The organism is Embleya sp. NPDC056575, assembly GCF_042793325.1.
GTDB lineage: Bacteria > Actinomycetota > Actinomycetes > Streptomycetales > Streptomycetaceae > Embleya.
The window spans coordinates 4,489-20,244 of the sequence record NZ_JBHTVA010000108.1 but is presented as its reverse complement, the minus strand read 5'-3'; the positions used below and the strand labels follow the sequence as shown (position 1 = coordinate 20,244).

General features: G+C 73.4%; 13 protein-coding genes. 8 read left to right on the top strand and 5 right to left on the bottom strand.

Features of this window, described 5'->3' with window-relative positions; genetic code table 11:
• The first annotated feature begins 174 nt into the window (after positions 1–174).
• The gene (locus ACFRCG_RS45410) at positions 175–1,014 is read left to right on the top strand and encodes a (2Fe-2S)-binding protein (RefSeq protein ID WP_380042537.1); all 840 of its coding nucleotides are present in this window, start codon (positions 175–177) and stop codon (positions 1,012–1,014) included.
• 227 nt (positions 1,015–1,241) lie between these two features.
• Here the strand turns inward: ACFRCG_RS45410 and ACFRCG_RS45405 are convergent, their stop codons facing one another.
• Complete coding sequence (locus ACFRCG_RS45405; protein WP_380042536.1) at positions 1,242–2,354, bottom strand: citrate synthase 2; 1,113 nt, start codon at positions 2,352–2,354, stop codon at positions 1,242–1,244.
• Between the two features lie 392 nt (positions 2,355–2,746).
• On the opposite strand from ACFRCG_RS45405, the gene pdxH reads away from it, so the two are divergent.
• Both pdxH and ACFRCG_RS45395 read left to right on the top strand, forming a co-directional pair.
• The gene (gene pdxH / locus ACFRCG_RS45400; protein WP_380042545.1) at positions 2,747–3,385 is read left to right on the top strand and encodes a pyridoxamine 5'-phosphate oxidase; all 639 of its coding nucleotides are present in this window, start codon (positions 2,747–2,749) and stop codon (positions 3,383–3,385) included.
• 426 nt (positions 3,386–3,811) lie between these two features.
• Positions 3,812–5,137, top strand: coding sequence for an MFS transporter (locus tag ACFRCG_RS45395; RefSeq protein ID WP_380042535.1), 1,326 nt, complete (start codon positions 3,812–3,814; stop codon positions 5,135–5,137).
• Positions 5,138–5,160: 23 nt separating this feature from the next.
• Here the strand turns inward: ACFRCG_RS45395 and ACFRCG_RS45390 are convergent, their stop codons facing one another.
• The 3 genes from ACFRCG_RS45390 to ACFRCG_RS45380 all read right to left on the bottom strand — a co-directional run bounded on the left by ACFRCG_RS45390 (position 5,161) and on the right by ACFRCG_RS45380 (position 8,134).
• Complete coding sequence (locus ACFRCG_RS45390; RefSeq protein ID WP_380042534.1) at positions 5,161–5,964, bottom strand: hypothetical protein; 804 nt, start codon at positions 5,962–5,964, stop codon at positions 5,161–5,163.
• Positions 5,965–5,972: 8 nt separating this feature from the next.
• Positions 5,973–6,719, bottom strand: coding sequence for a sugar isomerase domain-containing protein (locus ACFRCG_RS45385; RefSeq protein WP_380042533.1), 747 nt, complete (start codon positions 6,717–6,719; stop codon positions 5,973–5,975).
• Positions 6,720–6,799: 80 nt separating this feature from the next.
• Positions 6,800–8,134 (bottom strand): cryptochrome/photolyase family protein, encoded by a 1,335-nt coding sequence (locus ACFRCG_RS45380; RefSeq protein WP_380042532.1) that lies wholly within the window; start codon positions 8,132–8,134, stop codon positions 6,800–6,802.
• Between the two features lie 272 nt (positions 8,135–8,406).
• Here ACFRCG_RS45380 and ACFRCG_RS45375 point away from each other — a divergent pair, with 272 nt between their 5' ends.
• Positions 8,407–9,096, top strand: coding sequence for a metal-dependent transcriptional regulator (locus ACFRCG_RS45375; protein WP_078976746.1), 690 nt, complete (start codon positions 8,407–8,409; stop codon positions 9,094–9,096).
• A gap of 136 nt (positions 9,097–9,232) precedes the next feature.
• On the opposite strand, the gene ACFRCG_RS45370 is transcribed toward ACFRCG_RS45375, so the two are convergent.
• Complete coding sequence (locus ACFRCG_RS45370; RefSeq protein WP_380042531.1) at positions 9,233–9,889, bottom strand: bifunctional DNA primase/polymerase; 657 nt, start codon at positions 9,887–9,889, stop codon at positions 9,233–9,235.
• A 445-nt stretch (positions 9,890–10,334) separates the two neighbouring features.
• Between ACFRCG_RS45370 and ACFRCG_RS45365 the strand changes: the two genes are divergently transcribed.
• The 4 genes from ACFRCG_RS45365 to ACFRCG_RS45350 all read left to right on the top strand — a co-directional run bounded on the left by ACFRCG_RS45365 (position 10,335) and on the right by ACFRCG_RS45350 (position 15,640).
• Positions 10,335–11,711, top strand: a complete 1,377-nt coding sequence (locus ACFRCG_RS45365; protein ID WP_380042530.1) for a transcriptional regulator — start codon at positions 10,335–10,337, stop codon at positions 11,709–11,711.
• Positions 11,712–11,920: 209 nt separating this feature from the next.
• The gene (locus ACFRCG_RS45360; RefSeq protein WP_380042529.1) at positions 11,921–13,261 is read left to right on the top strand and encodes a hypothetical protein; all 1,341 of its coding nucleotides are present in this window, start codon (positions 11,921–11,923) and stop codon (positions 13,259–13,261) included.
• A 203-nt stretch (positions 13,262–13,464) separates the two neighbouring features.
• Positions 13,465–14,589 (top strand): uroporphyrinogen-III synthase, encoded by a 1,125-nt coding sequence (locus ACFRCG_RS45355; protein WP_380042528.1) that lies wholly within the window; start codon positions 13,465–13,467, stop codon positions 14,587–14,589.
• A gap of 208 nt (positions 14,590–14,797) precedes the next feature.
• Positions 14,798–15,640 (top strand): hypothetical protein, encoded by an 843-nt coding sequence (locus tag ACFRCG_RS45350; protein WP_380042527.1) that lies wholly within the window; start codon positions 14,798–14,800, stop codon positions 15,638–15,640.
• Positions 15,641–15,756 lie beyond the last annotated feature (116 nt).

The following is a 15,756-nucleotide window of genomic DNA, read 5'->3' as shown; positions in this document are numbered from 1 at the left end:
CCGGCCCGGGGGGGGGGGTCGGCCCAGCCCCGGGGGGGGGGTTGTTGGGGGGGGGCGGGGGGTGCCCCCCCCGCCCCGCCCACGGCTCCTCCGGAAGGGTGGAGCCGGCCCCGAGGGGGGAATGTCGGGCCGACCCGTGTGGACATGAGGTTAGGCAAGGCTTACCTTCGGATCATGTCCGTGCTCGATCTTCGTCAGCCCGCGCCGTGCCCCGCGTTCGCGGAGACCTTCCGTGCGCTCGGTGCCGCGTGTGCGCTGATCACCGTCGAGCCCGGACGCCCCGCCGTCGGCATGCTGCACGCCTCGCGGATGGCCGAGGACCCCGACGTGCTCGCCGAGATGCTGGCCGCCGAGCGCACCCGGATCGGCGCGACCCTGGCGGCCGAGCCGCGCGCCGACGCGATCGCGATGTGGGCGCTGCACGGCTACGCCTGGTACGCCTGCCTGATGCTGACCGGCCCGTGGTTCCTGTGCCGCCGGGTCCCGCTGGTGGCCCTGGACGAGGTGTGGATCGCGCCCGGGTCCGAGCGGGTCGGCCGCTCCTTCACGGTCACCTCGAACACCTTCGCCTGCCTGCCCGACGACCCCGACGCGAACGCGCCCGGCGCGCGGGTGGTGGCCGACGAGGCGGCGCTGCGGGCGCTGCTCCTCGACCGGGTGGCCGAACACGTCGAACCGCTGCTGGCCGCGTTCCGGCCACATCTGCGCCGAGGGGAGCGGGTGTTGTGGTCGATGGTGGCCGACGAGGTGGTGAGCGGCGTCTGGTATCTGGGGCGCACGCTGGGCGAGGGCGACCGCGCGGTGCGCGAACTGGGGGAACTGCTTCCGGGCGATGTCGGCCGCTTCAAGCGTGAGGCGGGCTTTCGGGTGCTTGCGGGGACCGAGGGGCGCAGCCACTGCAATCGCACGCAGAGCGTGTGCTGTCTTTGGTACACGCTTGATCCGGATGCGCTGTGCGGTACGTGTCCGCGGGCGTCTGATGCGCGGCAGGTGGCCATCCTGGAGGGGCGATGACCCCCGCTGCGCGGGGGGGTGTGCCCACCCGCCCACCCGTTGCGGCATCGGCGAAGGCTGCGGATTCACGGCAACGGGGCGGCCCGATCCGGCCTTGCGGCCGAGGGTCGGCTTCGGGGCCGGGCCCGGGTTCGGGCGTGACGAAGCCCCGCTCCCTCGGGTGGGGCGGGGCTTCGTTCGGAGTCTCGGGCGGCAGCGATCCGTGCTCGGTGATCGACGCCCGCCGATCAGTCCTTCAGGTTGCGCACCGTGTCGTCGTATCCCGCGACCTCGGTGATCGGGCGGGTGCCCGGGCCGATGTAGCGGGCGGCCGGGCGGACCAGGCGCGAGGTGCGCTTGTGCTCCAGGATGTGCGCGCTCCACCCGGCGGTGCGGGCGCAGGTGAACATCGAGGTGAACATGTGCGCCGGCACCTCGGCGAAGTCCAGCATCACCGCGGCCCAGAACTCCACGTTGGTGGCCAGGATCCGGTCGGGACGCCGAGCCTGGAGCTCTTCGAGCGCCGCCTTCTCCAGCGCCGCGGCCACCTCGTAGCGCGGAGCCCCCAACTCCTTGGCCGTGCGCCGCAGCACACGCGCACGGGGGTCCTCGGCGCGATACACCCGGTGGCCGAAGCCCATCAGGCGCTCGCCCCGGTCCAGGACACCCTTGACGTACGCCGTGGCGTCGCCGGTGCGCTCGATCTCCTCGATCATGTGCAGCACACGCGAGGGCGCGCCGCCGTGCAGCGGGCCGGACATCGCGCCGACCGCGCCGGACAGACACGCCGCGACGTCGGCACCGGTGCCCGCGATCACGCGCGCGGTGAACGTCGAGGCGTTCATGCCGTGCTCGGCCGCCGACGTCCAGTAGGCGTCGACCGCCTTGACGTGCTGCGGGTCCGGCTCGCCACGCCAGCGGATCATGAAGCGCTCGACGATCGTCTGCGCCTTGTCGATCTCGCTCTGCGGCACCATCGGCTTCTCCAGGCCGCGGGCCGACTGGGCGACGTACGACAGCGCCATCACGGCGGCCCGGGCGAGGTCGTCCCGCGCCTGGGCGTCGTCGATGTCGTGCAGCGGTTTCAGACCCCACACCGGAGCCAGCATGGCCAGCGCGCTCTGCACGTCCACGCGGACATCGCCGGAATGGATGGGAATCGGGAACGGCTCGGCCGGCGGCAGGCCGGGGTTGAACGCCCCGTCCACCAGCAGGCCCCACACATTGCCGAACGAGACGTGGCCGACGAGGTCCTCGATGTCCACACCTCGGTACCGGAGCGCGCCACCCTCCTTGTCGGGTTCGGCGATCTCCGTCTCGAACGCTATGACTCCTTCGAGCCCGGGTACGAACTCGGACATCAGGCGGCTCCTCATGCGATCTCGACTGACTTGTGGCCGGGTCCTTCATACCCCGCCCCGCCACACCGTGTCTTCCCCCGAACGAGGCCGGGGAGCAGGGTGCCGATCAGGCTTCGCACCTGGGATCCACCGGTGTTTCGGGGAGGTGTTCCGGTCGGTCCGGGCGAGGCCGGGATGGTGCCTCGCCTGAAGGTATGGGCCGATCGAAGTCCGTTGTTCAGGATATCTCTCGATATCGAGACGACCTACTTCGGAACACGCCGGGGCGAGTGAGGTGGGGCACAAACCCACCCGGGACGGGATTGCCGGACGTCACCCGGTCGGGGGTGGTCGTGCCGCCGGCCGCCCCCGAGTGGTACTCGTTGTCCGTGGAGTTCACCGAGCTTGCCGCGATGCGCCGGCATTACCGAGGCGAGGGCATCGACGTAGGTGCCCTGCCCTCGACCCCTTTCCCGCTGTTCACCGCCTGGTTGGCCGAGGTGGCCGGGGCCGAGCTGCCCGAGCCGAACGCGATGGTGGTCGCGACCGCGACGCCGGACGGGCGGCCGAGCACCCGCACGGTCCTGCTCAAGGAGTTCGACGAGCGGGGCTTCGTCTTCTATACGAACTACGGCTCGCGCAAGGGTGTCGAACTCGGCGCCAACCCGGCGGTGAGCCTGCTCTTCCCGTGGCACGCGCTGGCCCGCCAGGTAATCGTCACCGGTTCCGCCGAACGGGTGTCCCGAGAGGCGACCACCGAGTACTTCCGCTCCCGACCTCGCGGTTCGCGGATCGGCGCCTGGGCGAGCGAGCAGTCGAGGCCGGTCGCCGGGCGCGAGCAGTTGGAGAAGCGGTACACGCAGGCCGAGTCCGGGTTCGCCGACATCGACGACATCCCGGTGCCGGAGTTCTGGGGCGGCTTTCGGGTGGTGCCCGAGACGGTGGAGTTCTGGCAGGGGCGGGAGAACCGGATGCACGACCGGCTGCGCTATCTGCGCGAGGGCGAGGGCGGCGCGGACGTGTCATGGCGGATCGAGCGACTGAGCCCGTGAGGCGAGCTCCGCAGCGCGGGCCCGGTGAGCGAGCCTTGCCGGCGGTCTCGTCGGAGAGGGCCGAAAACCGGCCGGAGACGACAGCGACCCGCAGGTCGCTTCTCCGTCCACCTCGGTGAGGTGGGACGAAGGCCGGGGGACGATCCCGGCGACCTGCGGGTCGGGTGTCTGCCTGGTGTTGCCGGCCGCCTGCCTGCGTCCGTCGCGGTGCACTCACGACGGGGCCTGCCGAGCCGGTAAACCGGAGTGGCGGCTAGCGGGCAGCCACCTCACGCGTCCGAATGCTATGCAACTTCAGACCACCTCCTCTCCCGTGTGCCAGTGAGATTAGATCGGCGTCGGGGCGGGTGCAACGGATTTACGGGGTGCCCGATCCCACACCGAATCCAGGAATAGATGCAGGGCACACTGGACTTGGATGTGGGGATGCCCTCTGCCCCTGACATCTCGAAGAACTCGGCGCGGAACGCATCGCCGAACGCGTCGCGGCCCGCCGCGAGGAAGCCCCCCGGGCGCCGCGCCCAATCCGTGCTCGTGGACCTGGGTCCGCTGCGCGGGTTCCCCGACTTCCGCCGTCTGTGGTTCGGCCACTCGGTGTCCTCGCTGGGTCAGCAGATGACCGCCGTCGCGGTCGCGATCCAGGTGTACGACCTGACCGGGTCCAACTTCGCCGTCGGCGTGGTGGGACTGTGCGCGGTGGTCCCGCTGATCGTGTTCGGCCTGCTCGGCGGGGCGATCGCGGACAGCCAGGACCGGCGCCTGGTCGGCCTGGTCACCGCCGGCGGGCTCTCGACGGTGTCGGTCGTGCTGGCCCTACAGGCGTTTCTCGACCTCGGCCAGGTGTGGCTGCTGTATACGGCGGTCGCGGTGCAGTCCGGCTTCTTCGCGGTGAACAATCCGGCCCGCACCTCGATGATCCCCAAGCTGCTGCCCGCGGACCGACTGCCGTCGGCCAACGCGCTGAACGCGATAGCCATGTCGTTCGCGATGACGGTCGGGCCGATGCTCGGCGGTCTGGTGATCGGCCTGTGGAGCTTCCAGGCCGCCTACCTGATCGACGCGATCGCGTTCTCCGCGGCGCTGTACGCGATGTGGCGGCTGCCGTCGATGGCGCCGGACCGTACCGAGGGCGGGCCCAAACGGGCCTCGGTGCGCGAGGGGCTGCGCTTTCTGCGGAGTCGGCCCAACATCCGGATGACGTTCCTGACCGACATCGTCGCGATGGTCTTCGGCATGCCCCGCGCGCTGTTCCCGGCGATGGCCGCGGGCCTGTACGGCGGTGGGGCGAGCACGGTCGGCCTGCTGGTCGCGGCGCCGGCGGTCGGCGCGCTCGTCGGCGGGCTGTTCTCCGGATGGCTGGGTCGGGTGTACCGCCAGGGACGCGCGGTGGTCGTCGCGGTGATCGCGTGGGGGTTGTGCATCACCGCGTTCGGGCTCGGCGGACCGTTGTGGCTCGGGCTGATCCTGCTCGCCTGCGCGGGCTGCGCGGACACCGTCGGCATGGTGTTCAGGAATACGATCATGCAGGTCGGCACGCCGGACGCGATGCGCGGGCGGCTGGCGGGCGTGTTCATCGTGGTGGTCGCCGGCGGGCCGCGCCTGGGCGACTTCGAGTCCGGGTCGGTGGCCTCGCTGACCACCGAGCGCTTCTCGGTGGTCAGCGGCGGGATCGCGTGTGTGGTGCTGGTGATCGTGTTGTCGCTGCGGTGGCGCGACTTGTGGCGCTACGACGGGCGCGACCCGAAGCCGTAGCGCCGGCGGCGCGGCATGGTGGGTCAGGTGCGCGGCGCGATCCACACCTGTTCGGCGTGTGCGGCCGGGCGACCCTCGGCGTCGTAGAGCGTGGTGGCGGTGCGTACCTTGCGCCCGTCCCGGCCCAGAAGCCGGCCGAGCACCACGCACGGCTCGTCCGGGTAGGGCAGCGCGTACACGTGCGCGGTCATCCGGCCGAGCAGGAGCGCGGTGTCGCGGTCGATCCCGGTCCAGCCGCCGGGGCAGTCCAGCGCGGCCCAGACGAACTCCGGCGCCACCTGGCCGGTGTCCGGCGCGACCAGCGAGCCGTGTGGGGTCCACACGCACGCGTTGGTGTCCGGGCGGTCGGCCAGCATGCCGGGGAACAGTCGCAGGCCGTCGCCCTCGGCCCGATCCGGGCCGCACACGAAGCAGTCGGTGTACGGGTTCCACGTCGCGAAGCCCGGGAAGGACCGGCTCGCCGCGGCCGCCTCGGCGGGGGTGACCGGGTCGATCGGGGTGGGCAGCGGCAGCGCGGGGTCGACCGGGATCGCCTCCGCGATCGCCCCCGCGTCCTCCGCCAAGGTCAGTGTCCCGCTCGCCGCGTCGTGCGCGAGGGCCAGCGGACGATCCAGCGGCACCGCGCGGCGCAGCGTCACGGCCACCCCCGAGGCGATCCCGCCGACCGCGCGCGTGGCCAGCAGGCCGGCCAGGTAGCCGCCGTTGCCCATGCCCGGCGGCCCGTTGAAGCGGCCGGGGACCACCAGCGGGGCACAGCGGGGGTCGCCCGCGCCGCCCGCGCCGGACGAGGTCTGCTCGGGGGAGTGGGACCGTGCGTTGGGATGCACTGCCGGGTTCACCTCAGATAGAAGATCCGGTCCGCGTGTTCGGCCAGCAACCGCTCGTTCCACGCGTTGCCGCCGTCGATGTTCGCGGACATGAACACCGGGGGTTCGATCCCCCGGGAGACCAGGTGGCCGATCACGCCGACCATGAGTGTCTGCATCACCGCCGAGCACACCACACCCGAGGTCGGGCCGATCCGCTGGGGCACACCCTCCACCTCCAGCGCGGCGTCGCCGACCGCGATCGCGGTGTCCAGGACGATGTCGCAGTTGTCGAGGACCCGGGTGCCCGACGGGTGCCGCGCGGGCTCGGCCTCGCTGGCCTCGACAGAGGTCAGGCCGATCACCAGCGCGCCGCGCTCGCGCGCCCGCCGGGCCAGCTCCACCGGCAGCCCGTTGCGGCCGGACAGCGAGATCACCACGAGCGCGTCGCCCTCGCGCACCCCCGCGCCGTCGAGCACGGGACCGGCCAGCTCGGCCAGCTTCTCCACCGCGCTGCTGACGGTGATCGGACGCACGGTCAGCTCGTTGCCGGGGGCGATCAGCGGGTTGGCCAGGATCAGGCCGCCCGCGCGGTAGACCACGTCCTGCGCGGAGAGCGCGGAGTGCCCGCCGCCGAACACGAACAGCCGGCCGCCCTCCGCCAGGGCACCGGCGATCCGGTCCGCGGCCCGGTCGATCGTGGGCAGTTCGACGTCCCGCAGCCGTTCCAGCAGCCCGATCGCCGCGTCGAGGTAGCGTGCGCCCAGCTCGACCATCCCCGGTCCTCCCGTTCGTCAGGAACTTCGTCCTCGGAGCTTCGTATACGGATCCGCCGTGCGAACGCGGATCCGGCACCCTACCGCCGGATCGCCTGGTAGCGGTCGAGTGCGACGCGTCTTTCCTCGGCGTGCTCCACGATCGGATCGGGATAGCCGTCGACCCCGATCCGCCACGGCTCGTGCACCGCGCGTCCCGTGATGTGCCGCAACTCGGGCACGTACCGACGCACGTAGTCCCCCTGCGGATCGAACCGGCGCCCCTGCTGGATCGGATTGAACACGCGAAACCACGGCGACGCGTCGGTGCCGCAGCCCGCGGTCCACTGCCAGCCGTGGCTGTTGGACGCGGGGTCGCCGTCCACCAGGTGCCGCATGAAGTGCGCCGCGCCGCGCGTCCACTCCTGATGCAGGTCCTTGACCAGGAAGGACGCCACGACCATGCGTACCCGGTTGTGCATCCAGCCCTCGGCGAGCAACTGCCGCATGCCCGCGTCCACGAACGGGAAGCCGGTTCGGCCCGCGCGCCACGCGTCGAAGAGCGCGTCGGCGTCCGGGCCGGTGTCGTAGGCCATGCCGGCCAGGTCCCGGTTCAGGTATTCACGCACGGTCTCGGGGTGGTGCCAGAGCACGTCGCCGTAGAACTCGCGCCAGGCCAACTCGGACCGGAACGTGGCGTCGGGACAGTCGGCGAGCAGCGTGCGCGGGTGGATCTCGCCGAACTTCAGGTGCGCCGACAACCGCGAGGTGCCGGGCAGGTCGGGCCGGTCCCGCAGCTCCGCGTAGCGGTCCAGGCCGTGCGCGCGGAATTCCCGCCAGGCGGCCAGCGCCGCTCGCTCGCCCGCTTCGGGCAGGTCCACCCCGGCCGGCTCGGGGGCGGCGGGCAGGTCGTCCGAGTCGGCGTGTGCCCAGGCGAGGTCGCTCGGTCGCGGCAGCGGCTCGCGCCACCCGTGCTCGGCCCAGGCGCGCAGGAAGGGGGTGAACACCCGGTACGGCGTCCCGTCGGCCTTGCGCACCCGGCCCGGGGCGACCGCGTACGGCGATCCGGTGGCGCGCAAGGGTACGTCCAGGGCCTCGGCCACGGCCGCGTCCCGGCTCCGGCCGTAGGGACCGAAGTCCGCCGTGACGTGCACCTCGGCGGCGCCGCTCTCGCGCACCAGCGCGGGCAGCACCCGGGTCGGCTCGCCCGCGCGCACCACCAGCCGCCCGCCCGCCTCGCGCAGATCGGCGTCGAGGGCGTGCAGCGAGCGGGCCAGGTGCGCCCGGCGCGCCGGCCCCGCGGCGCCCCACACCGCCGGGTCGAGCACGAACACCGGCAATACCCGGGCGGGCGCCCCGTCCCCGGTACCGGGAAAGCCGGTGCCGGCCGCGGCGTGCAGCGCGGGGTGATCGGACAGCCGCAGGTCGCGGCGCAACCAGAGAACATGGACGCGGCCCACTCGATCGGTGGATTCCGCGCGACGCGAGGTCTTCCGGGATGGCAATGGCATATCGGAACGTTATGACCGTACGCACCCGACAACGTGCACCCACCGGGGCTGGGCACACGTACGGATGACGCGGCGGAGTACACGGGACGGCGTGTGCCGGGAAAAGCCGCGGGGACCCGATCGGCCGGACGTCCGCATCGGTGGTCCAGGTGCGTCAGAATTGCACGGCAGGACCACCAAGAACGGAGCCGCTGGTCGTGAGTGGACTCATCGACACCACGGAGATGTACCTCCGGACGATTTTCGAGCTGGAGGAGGAGGGTGTGGTCCCGCTGCGGGCGCGGATCGCGGAGCGGCTCGAGCAGAGCGGGCCGACCGTGAGCCAGACCGTGGCACGAATGGAGCGGGACGGGTTGTTGACGGTCGAGGGCGACCGTCATCTGGAACTGACGGCCGAGGGGCGGGGAATCGCGACGCGGGTCATGCGCAAGCACCGACTCGCCGAGTGCCTGCTCGTGGACGTCATCGGGCTGCCCTGGGAACAGGTGCACGCCGAGGCGTGCCGTTGGGAGCACGTGATCAGCGAGCAGGTGGAGCGTCGCCTGCTCGAACTGCTGCGCTATCCGAAGGAATCGCCCTACGGCAACCCGATCCCGGGCCTGGAGGAACTGGACCGGGAACTGCACGCCGACTCCTTCAAGGAAGGCGGCCTCGTCACGCTCCTCGAGTCGGCGGGGCCGGAAGGAAAGAACGTCGTGGTGCGGCGGCTCGGCGAGCCGCTGCAGACCGACGCGCAGTTGATGTACACGCTGCGCCGGGCCGGGATTCGTCCCGGTGCGGTGGTGAGCGTGCACGAGTCCGCGGGCGGCGTGATGGCGGGCAGCGGTGGCGAGGCCGCCGAGCTGCCCCCCGAGGTCGCCTCGCACGTGTTCGTGGCGGCGCGCTAGGCGCGGCTCGCCGGCCGCGGCGCGCGCCGCTCGCGGTCGGTCGGCCGTGGTTCGCGCGAGGGCCCTCGCCACCGAGTCGTCTCGGTGACGAGGGCCCTTCGCCGTACGTCCGACGCGCCCGCCGGAGACGCGCTACCTAGCGGGCCTCGGCCATCGCCCGACCGCACGCGTACGCGATCGGGCTGACCAGTTCGCGGGCCTCGGGGAGCCAGCGGTTGAGTTCGGTGGGTTCGCGCGCCCACGCGGCGCTGCCGGAGGTGCCCATGCGCGACGGCGGGGCGACCACCCAGTCGCCCTCGCCCTTGGGGATCAGGTCGATCGAACCGGCGCCCCAGCCGATCCGGCGCAACATCTCGCCCATCTTGTCCCGCGCGCCCGGCAGTACGAGGAACTGCAGCCGCCGGGTGGGGGTGGCGATCACCGGGCCGAGCGGCAGGCCCATCCGCTCCAGCCGGGCCAGCGCCAGACAGCCGGCCTGCTCCGGGACGTCGATCACGTCGAACCCGCGCCCGGTGGGCAGCAGGATCGCCGCGTCGGGGTGCTCGCCCCACCAGCGCCGCACCAGCGCGGGCGAACTGGCCGCCTGTACCGCCCAGTCGCGCAGGATCGGATGCGCGCCGGGGGTGGCGCACCCGGGATGACCGCAGTCGCACCGACGCCCCGCGCTGTGTTCGACCACCGAGGCGCCGGGAACCACGTCCCAGTGCCGGTCCTCGGCGTAGCGGACTGCGGTCTCTACAAGCGTGTCGCGGGCGATCTGCCGGGCCCCCAGGGTGTCTTCCACGTGCTGCACAACTGTGGGGCCACGGGATGGTTACGGCCGGGCGAGGGCGCACTCGCGGCCGCCCGTCCGGCGCACCGGCACCGGCACCGGGTCGCACGTCGCGCGGGCGCGCGCCGGCCGACGGAAACCGGATGATCAGGGTTGATGGGATCATCGCCGGCCATCCGGCGCAAGGGGGGCGCATGGGTGCAGATCGGGGGGCGCAGCCGAGGGTGCTCTATCCGCTGCTCTATACGGGTCACTACGCTCCGTACGCGGATGAACCATTCGTCCGACTGCCGGGCGGCAACGGCGATTCCCCGTACCAGGGGCCCCGGCGGACGGACGGCGTCCGCTCGATTCGCACAACGGACTCACCAGGCATCGGGCGCGCACACGACGGGACCGGGCAAGCCCCCGTCGCGCCGATCCCGCATGTCGCAAGCCCGCACCAACGGTCGGGGAGGGAACGCCGATGGCCGCGCGAACGCAGGCGACGAGGCAGCCCAACGAGAGATTGACGGCACTGATCCAGGAGGCCGGCTGCTCGAATGCGGGGCTGGCCCGACGGGTCAACATGTGCGGGGCCGAACACGGCATGGACCTGCGCTACGACAAGACCTCGGTGGCCCGTTGGCTGCGCGGTCAGCAGCCGCGCGGCGCGGTGCCGAACCTGATCGCCGAGGCGATCGGGCGCAAGCTCGGCCGGCCGGTGACGGTCGAGGAGATCGGCATGGCCGACGGTCGCAGCCTGGCGACCAACGTCGGCCTGCAGTTCGCCGCGACCCCCGCGGCCACCGTCGAGGTGGTCACCGAGCTGTGGCGCAGCGACGTCAACCGGCGCGATTTCCTGCTCAACTCCTCGGTCGCGGTGGCCGCCCTGGTCGCGCCCAGCCGGGACTGGCTGATCACCGAGCCGGATCCGCAGGTGGCCCGGATCGGCGGACCGCGCGTGGGCGTCTCGGACATCGAGGCGGTGTGCGCGACCACGGACATGTTGTCCGCGCTCGACCACCGCTTCGGCGCCGGGCACATCCGCCCGGTCGTGGTGCACTACCTGGGCAGTGTGGTGACGCAGCTGCTCAACGGGACCTATTCCGACGAGACGGGACGCGCCCTCTTCGCGGCCGTGGCCCGGCTCACCGAGCTGGCCGGCTACATGGCCGTGGACACCGGCCAGCCGGGACTCGCCCAGCGCTACTACATCCAGGCGCTGCGGCTGACCCAGGCCGCGGGGGACCGGGCCTACGGGGGCTACGTGTTGGCCGCCGGGATGAGCCATCTCGCGGGCAGCCTGGGCAATCCGCGCGAGATCACCCAGCTCGCCCGCGCCGCGCAGGAGGGCGCCAAACACGAGGCCACGCCGACCACCCAGGCGATGTTCCACGCCGCCGAGGCGCGCGGGCACGCGCTGCTCGGCGACGCGCGCGCGTGTGAGGGCTCGTTGGCCCGGGCCCAGTCCGCGATGGACCTGGCGCTGCCGGACGAGGACCCGGCGTGGATAAGCCACTTCTCGCAGGCGTACCTGTCCGACGAGTTCGCGCACTGCTACCGCGACCTGGACCGACCCCGGCAGGCGGAGGCCGCGGCCCGGGCGGCGCTGGAGGGGCACGCCGACACGCGGGTGCGCCGGCGGGCGGTCGACACGCTCCTGCTGGCCACCGCGCACCTGCAGCAGAACCGGCTGGACGAGGCGTGCGCGGTCGGCGCCGAGGCGCTGGACCTGGTGGGCCGGCTGCACTCGGCGCGCGGGCTCGAATACCTCAAGGACTTCCAGCGCCGGCTGGAGCCGCACCGGGACGAACCCCTGGTCCGGGAATTCGCCGAGGCGGTGCACGCGGTCGCGGTCTGATCGCCCGACACCGCCGCCCACCTGCGGCGGGCCGTGCCACAGAGGTCGCCGAACACCCTTGCCGGGGCCCGGTCGCGGCACGCGCCGCTGTTCGTCACTCGAACGACTGAGTTACCGTCGGGCGGACCGGGGGAGCGGCCGCCGGACGATCCGGCCGGTCGCGCGACGCCCCGGTGCGACGGCTTCGAGGCGACGAACGGGTGGGTGGCATGGGATCCGGTGCAGCGGACGGCGGCACGGGCGGACACGGTCCGAACGGCGGGCAGCCGGGGCCGTCGCCTTTCGGCCCGCTCGAACTCCCGCGCGACGAGACCGAGGTGTTGCCGAGATTCGACGACTACGCGGATCAGGGGCCGCCGGAGCAGTACGGGCAGGGGGCGTATCCCGGACAGCAGCAGGCGTATCCCGGGCAACAGCAGCCGTATCCCGGGCAGCAGTCGTATGCGGGGCACCAGTCGTTTCCGGGGCAGCAGGGCTACCCGGGGCAGCAGCCGTATCCGGCGCCCCAGCCGCAGCAGTCCCAGTCGCCGCAGCCACCGGCCGCGCCCGGGCAGGTGCCGCCGCGGCCGATGCATACGCCGCCGGGCGGGGCCGCGGTCGGCTCGCCCCTGGCGCCGCCCGGGACCGGGCCGCAGCCGGCGGGGTCGGCCGACCCGACCCAGGTGTTCGAGGTGAGCCTGTTCCGGGACGAGGTGGCCGGCCCGCCGTCCGCCGGTACGGGGCCGGTCGGCATTCCCGCGCCGCCGATCCGGCCGGCCTACTCGGGGCAGCCCGCGCCGCCGTCCGGCGGGTATCCCGCCGCGCAGTCCGCCGGGTATGCCACGCCGCAACCGGCCGCCCCGCCGTACGGGGCGCGTACCGTCCCGCCCGTCGAGCACGGCGGCCCCGGCGCGGGCCGGAACCGCACGCCGCTGATCGCCGCCGGCGTCGGGGCGCTCGTGGTGGTCGCCGCCATCGGGGTGTTCGCCAGCGGCGCGTTCGGCGAGGACGACAAGGGCGACAAGGCGGACAAGGGCGCCGCCGCGACGGCCGGTCCGAAGCCGGAGACGTCCGGGAGCGCGGGCCCGGGGACGTCGGCGCCGCCCGCCAAGGCGAACGAGAGCGCCGCGCAGGCCTCCGCCGTGGACCGCCTCCTCCAGTCGGGGGCCGGCTCCCGACAGGTCGTGTCGCAGGCCGTGCAGAAGATCCAGAAGTGCGACGACCCCGCGGCCGGCGCGCAGTCGCTCAACGAGGCGGCCCGGCAGCGCGACGAACAGCTCGCGGGCCTGGACAAGCTGGCCACCGACAAGCTGACCCGGGGCGCCGACCTGGTCGCCGGACTGCGCGAGGCGTGGACCGCCTCCGCCGAGTCCGACCGCGAACTCGCGGCCTGGGGCACCGAGATGGCCCGCGGCGGCTGCAAGGACCACAAGGCCGAGTACACCGACCACAAGCGCGCCGCCGACCGCGCGGGCGGCCGGGCCACCACCGCCAAGAACAAGGTGGTCGGCCTGTGGAACCCGATCGCGGCCGACAACAACCTCGGCAAGCGCAGCGCCGGCGACTTCTGAGCCACCGCCGGGCCGCGCCGGCGACTTCCGAGCGCCCACCGCGCCGCGCCGGCGACCCGAGCGCCGGGACGCGAACCGACCCGCGCCGCGTGGGCCGCGCGCACCGGCGCAGGCTCCGAGCGACCCGCCCATCGACCCACGCGCTAACTCCCGCGTGACCGTCCGGCAACAGGGACGTAACACACGTCGGCGAGTCTCACCCCATGGAGACAGGCACGGGGGCCGCGCCGCTGGTCGGGTTCACCATCGGCGTCACCGCGGCCCGGCGCCGCGACGAACTCGCCGCGCTGCTCCGGGACCTGGGCGCCAAGGTGGTGGACGCGCCCACCGTACGGATCGTGTCGCCGGCCGACGATCCGATCCTGCGCCGGGCCACCGAACGGGCCCTGGACCGCCGCCTCGACTACGTGGTGGCCACCACCGGGGCGGGCTGGCGCGGCTGGCTCGGCGCCGCCGAAGGGTGGGGGCGCGGCGCCCGACTGGCCGGCGCCTGCCGGGCCGCGGCCGTGGTCGGGTGCGGGCCCAAGGCGACCACGGCGGTGCGCGCGAGCGGGCTGCGCGAGGTCTACTCGCCCGGCTCGGACTCGCGCGGCGAGGTGCTGGCCTGGTTGCTCGCGCGCGATCTGCGCGGGCGGCGGATCGCCGTCCAGGAGCACGGCGCGCCGGCCCCGGGCTTCGCCGAGGGGCTGCGCGAACGCGGCGCCGAGGTGGTGGAGATCCCGGTGTTCCGCTGGGGACCGCCGGAGGATCCGGGCGTGGTGCGCCGGTTGGTGGAGCAGACCGTGCGGCACGAGGTGCACGCGCTCACCTTCACCAGCGCGCCCGCCATCGGCGCGTTCCTGGAGACCGCGCGGGGGGCCGGCCGGCACGCCGAGGTGTTGGCCGCGCTGCGCGCCGACGTACTGCCGGTGTGCATCGGCCCGGTGTGCGCGCGTCCGCTGGCCGACCTGGGCGTCGAGTCGGTGTGGCCCGAGCGCGGGCGGATCGGCTCGCTGGTGCGCACGATCGCCGAGGCGCTGCCCGCGCGGGCCCGCCGGGAGTTGCACACCGGCGCCCGGCGGCTGGTCGTCCAGGGCAACGCGGTGCTGGTCGACGGACGGACCATCTGGCTGCCTCCGGTCCCGGGCGCCGTGTTGCGCGCCCTCGCCGAGAAACCCGGCTGGGTGCTGGGGCGGGCCGAACTGCTGCGCCGGGTGTGGGCGGACCCCGGGACCGACGAGCACGCCGTCGAGGCGGCGATCGCCCGACTGCGCGCCGCGCTCGGGCCGTACGCGGACCTGGTCCTCACCGTCACCAAGCGCGGCTACCGCCTGGCCGTGGATCCCTGACCCCGCCTCGGCCGGGCGTCCTGCCCCGGCCCGGGCGCCCGGCATGGGCGAAAGGTGCCGGTCGGGGCGCCGGCAAAGCGGTATATTTCCTCGGCACGCTACCCCCCGCCTGGTAGGAGCCGAGGACCAACCCGCACCATGGCTGGGTGACAGGGGGTGAACACGAACCTTGATACGCATACGGAAGCGCACACGACTGTCCGCGGTCGTGCTTCTCGCCACCACCGTGGCGGGAGCCGCGGCGTGTACCGGATCGCCGGACGCCGGCAAGGTCGCCGACACGGTCGCCACCGCGGGACCGAGCACGGCGCGGATCGGCACGCCCGCTCCGAAGACGGTCGCGGCGGACGACACACCCGCGACCGTGCCGCCGGCCGGCACACCCGCCACGGTGCCGCCGGTCGTGCCGCCCGCCGCCGCCGGCGACACCCCCGAGTCGGGGGCATACGGGAGCGAGTTGCTGACCCACCTGCGGACCACGGCGCACGGGGGCCACGTCACCAGGATCCGGGTGGTCAGCTCGTACAAGGTCTACAAGGTCACGCTCGAAACCGACCTGGTCCGGGGCAACGGCTCGAACACGCAGGCCGAGGAACTGGTCCGGGACCGGGCGGGCAAGCTGCTGACCGAGACCGCGCAGTGGGCCGAGGACCATCCGGCGCTGTGGGTGGGCGGGATCGAGATCCTGGACTCGGACCGCGACGCGATCGACTTCCGGCTCGGCGCCGAGCGGGACGACCGCAAGCCGGCCGCGGACGACTACGGGGCCACGATGCTGGCGGCGCTGCACACCACCGCCGAGGGCGCGCACCTCCAGCAGGTGCGGCTCACGCTGGACCACAAGGGCAAGTACGAGGTCGCGATCGACACCGACCTGCCCTCGCACCTGCCGGGGGACTATTCGACGGAGGCCGCGCAGGTCTTCAACAGCGCGGCCCGGATCCTGCTCGCCGCGCAGAACTGGATGCGCGACCACCCGGGCTTCGCGGTGGCCGCGCTGCGGGTGTTCGACGACGAGCGCGGGCTGATCACCATCAAGGTGGTGGACTGACCGCGCCGGATCGCGGAGACCGGATCGATCCCGCCGGACCGGGCGGGGGCCCGGCGGGGGGGGGCCACCGGGGGAGGGCATGGACCGTGGCCCGTTGAGGGGAGGCGGGGGCGGGC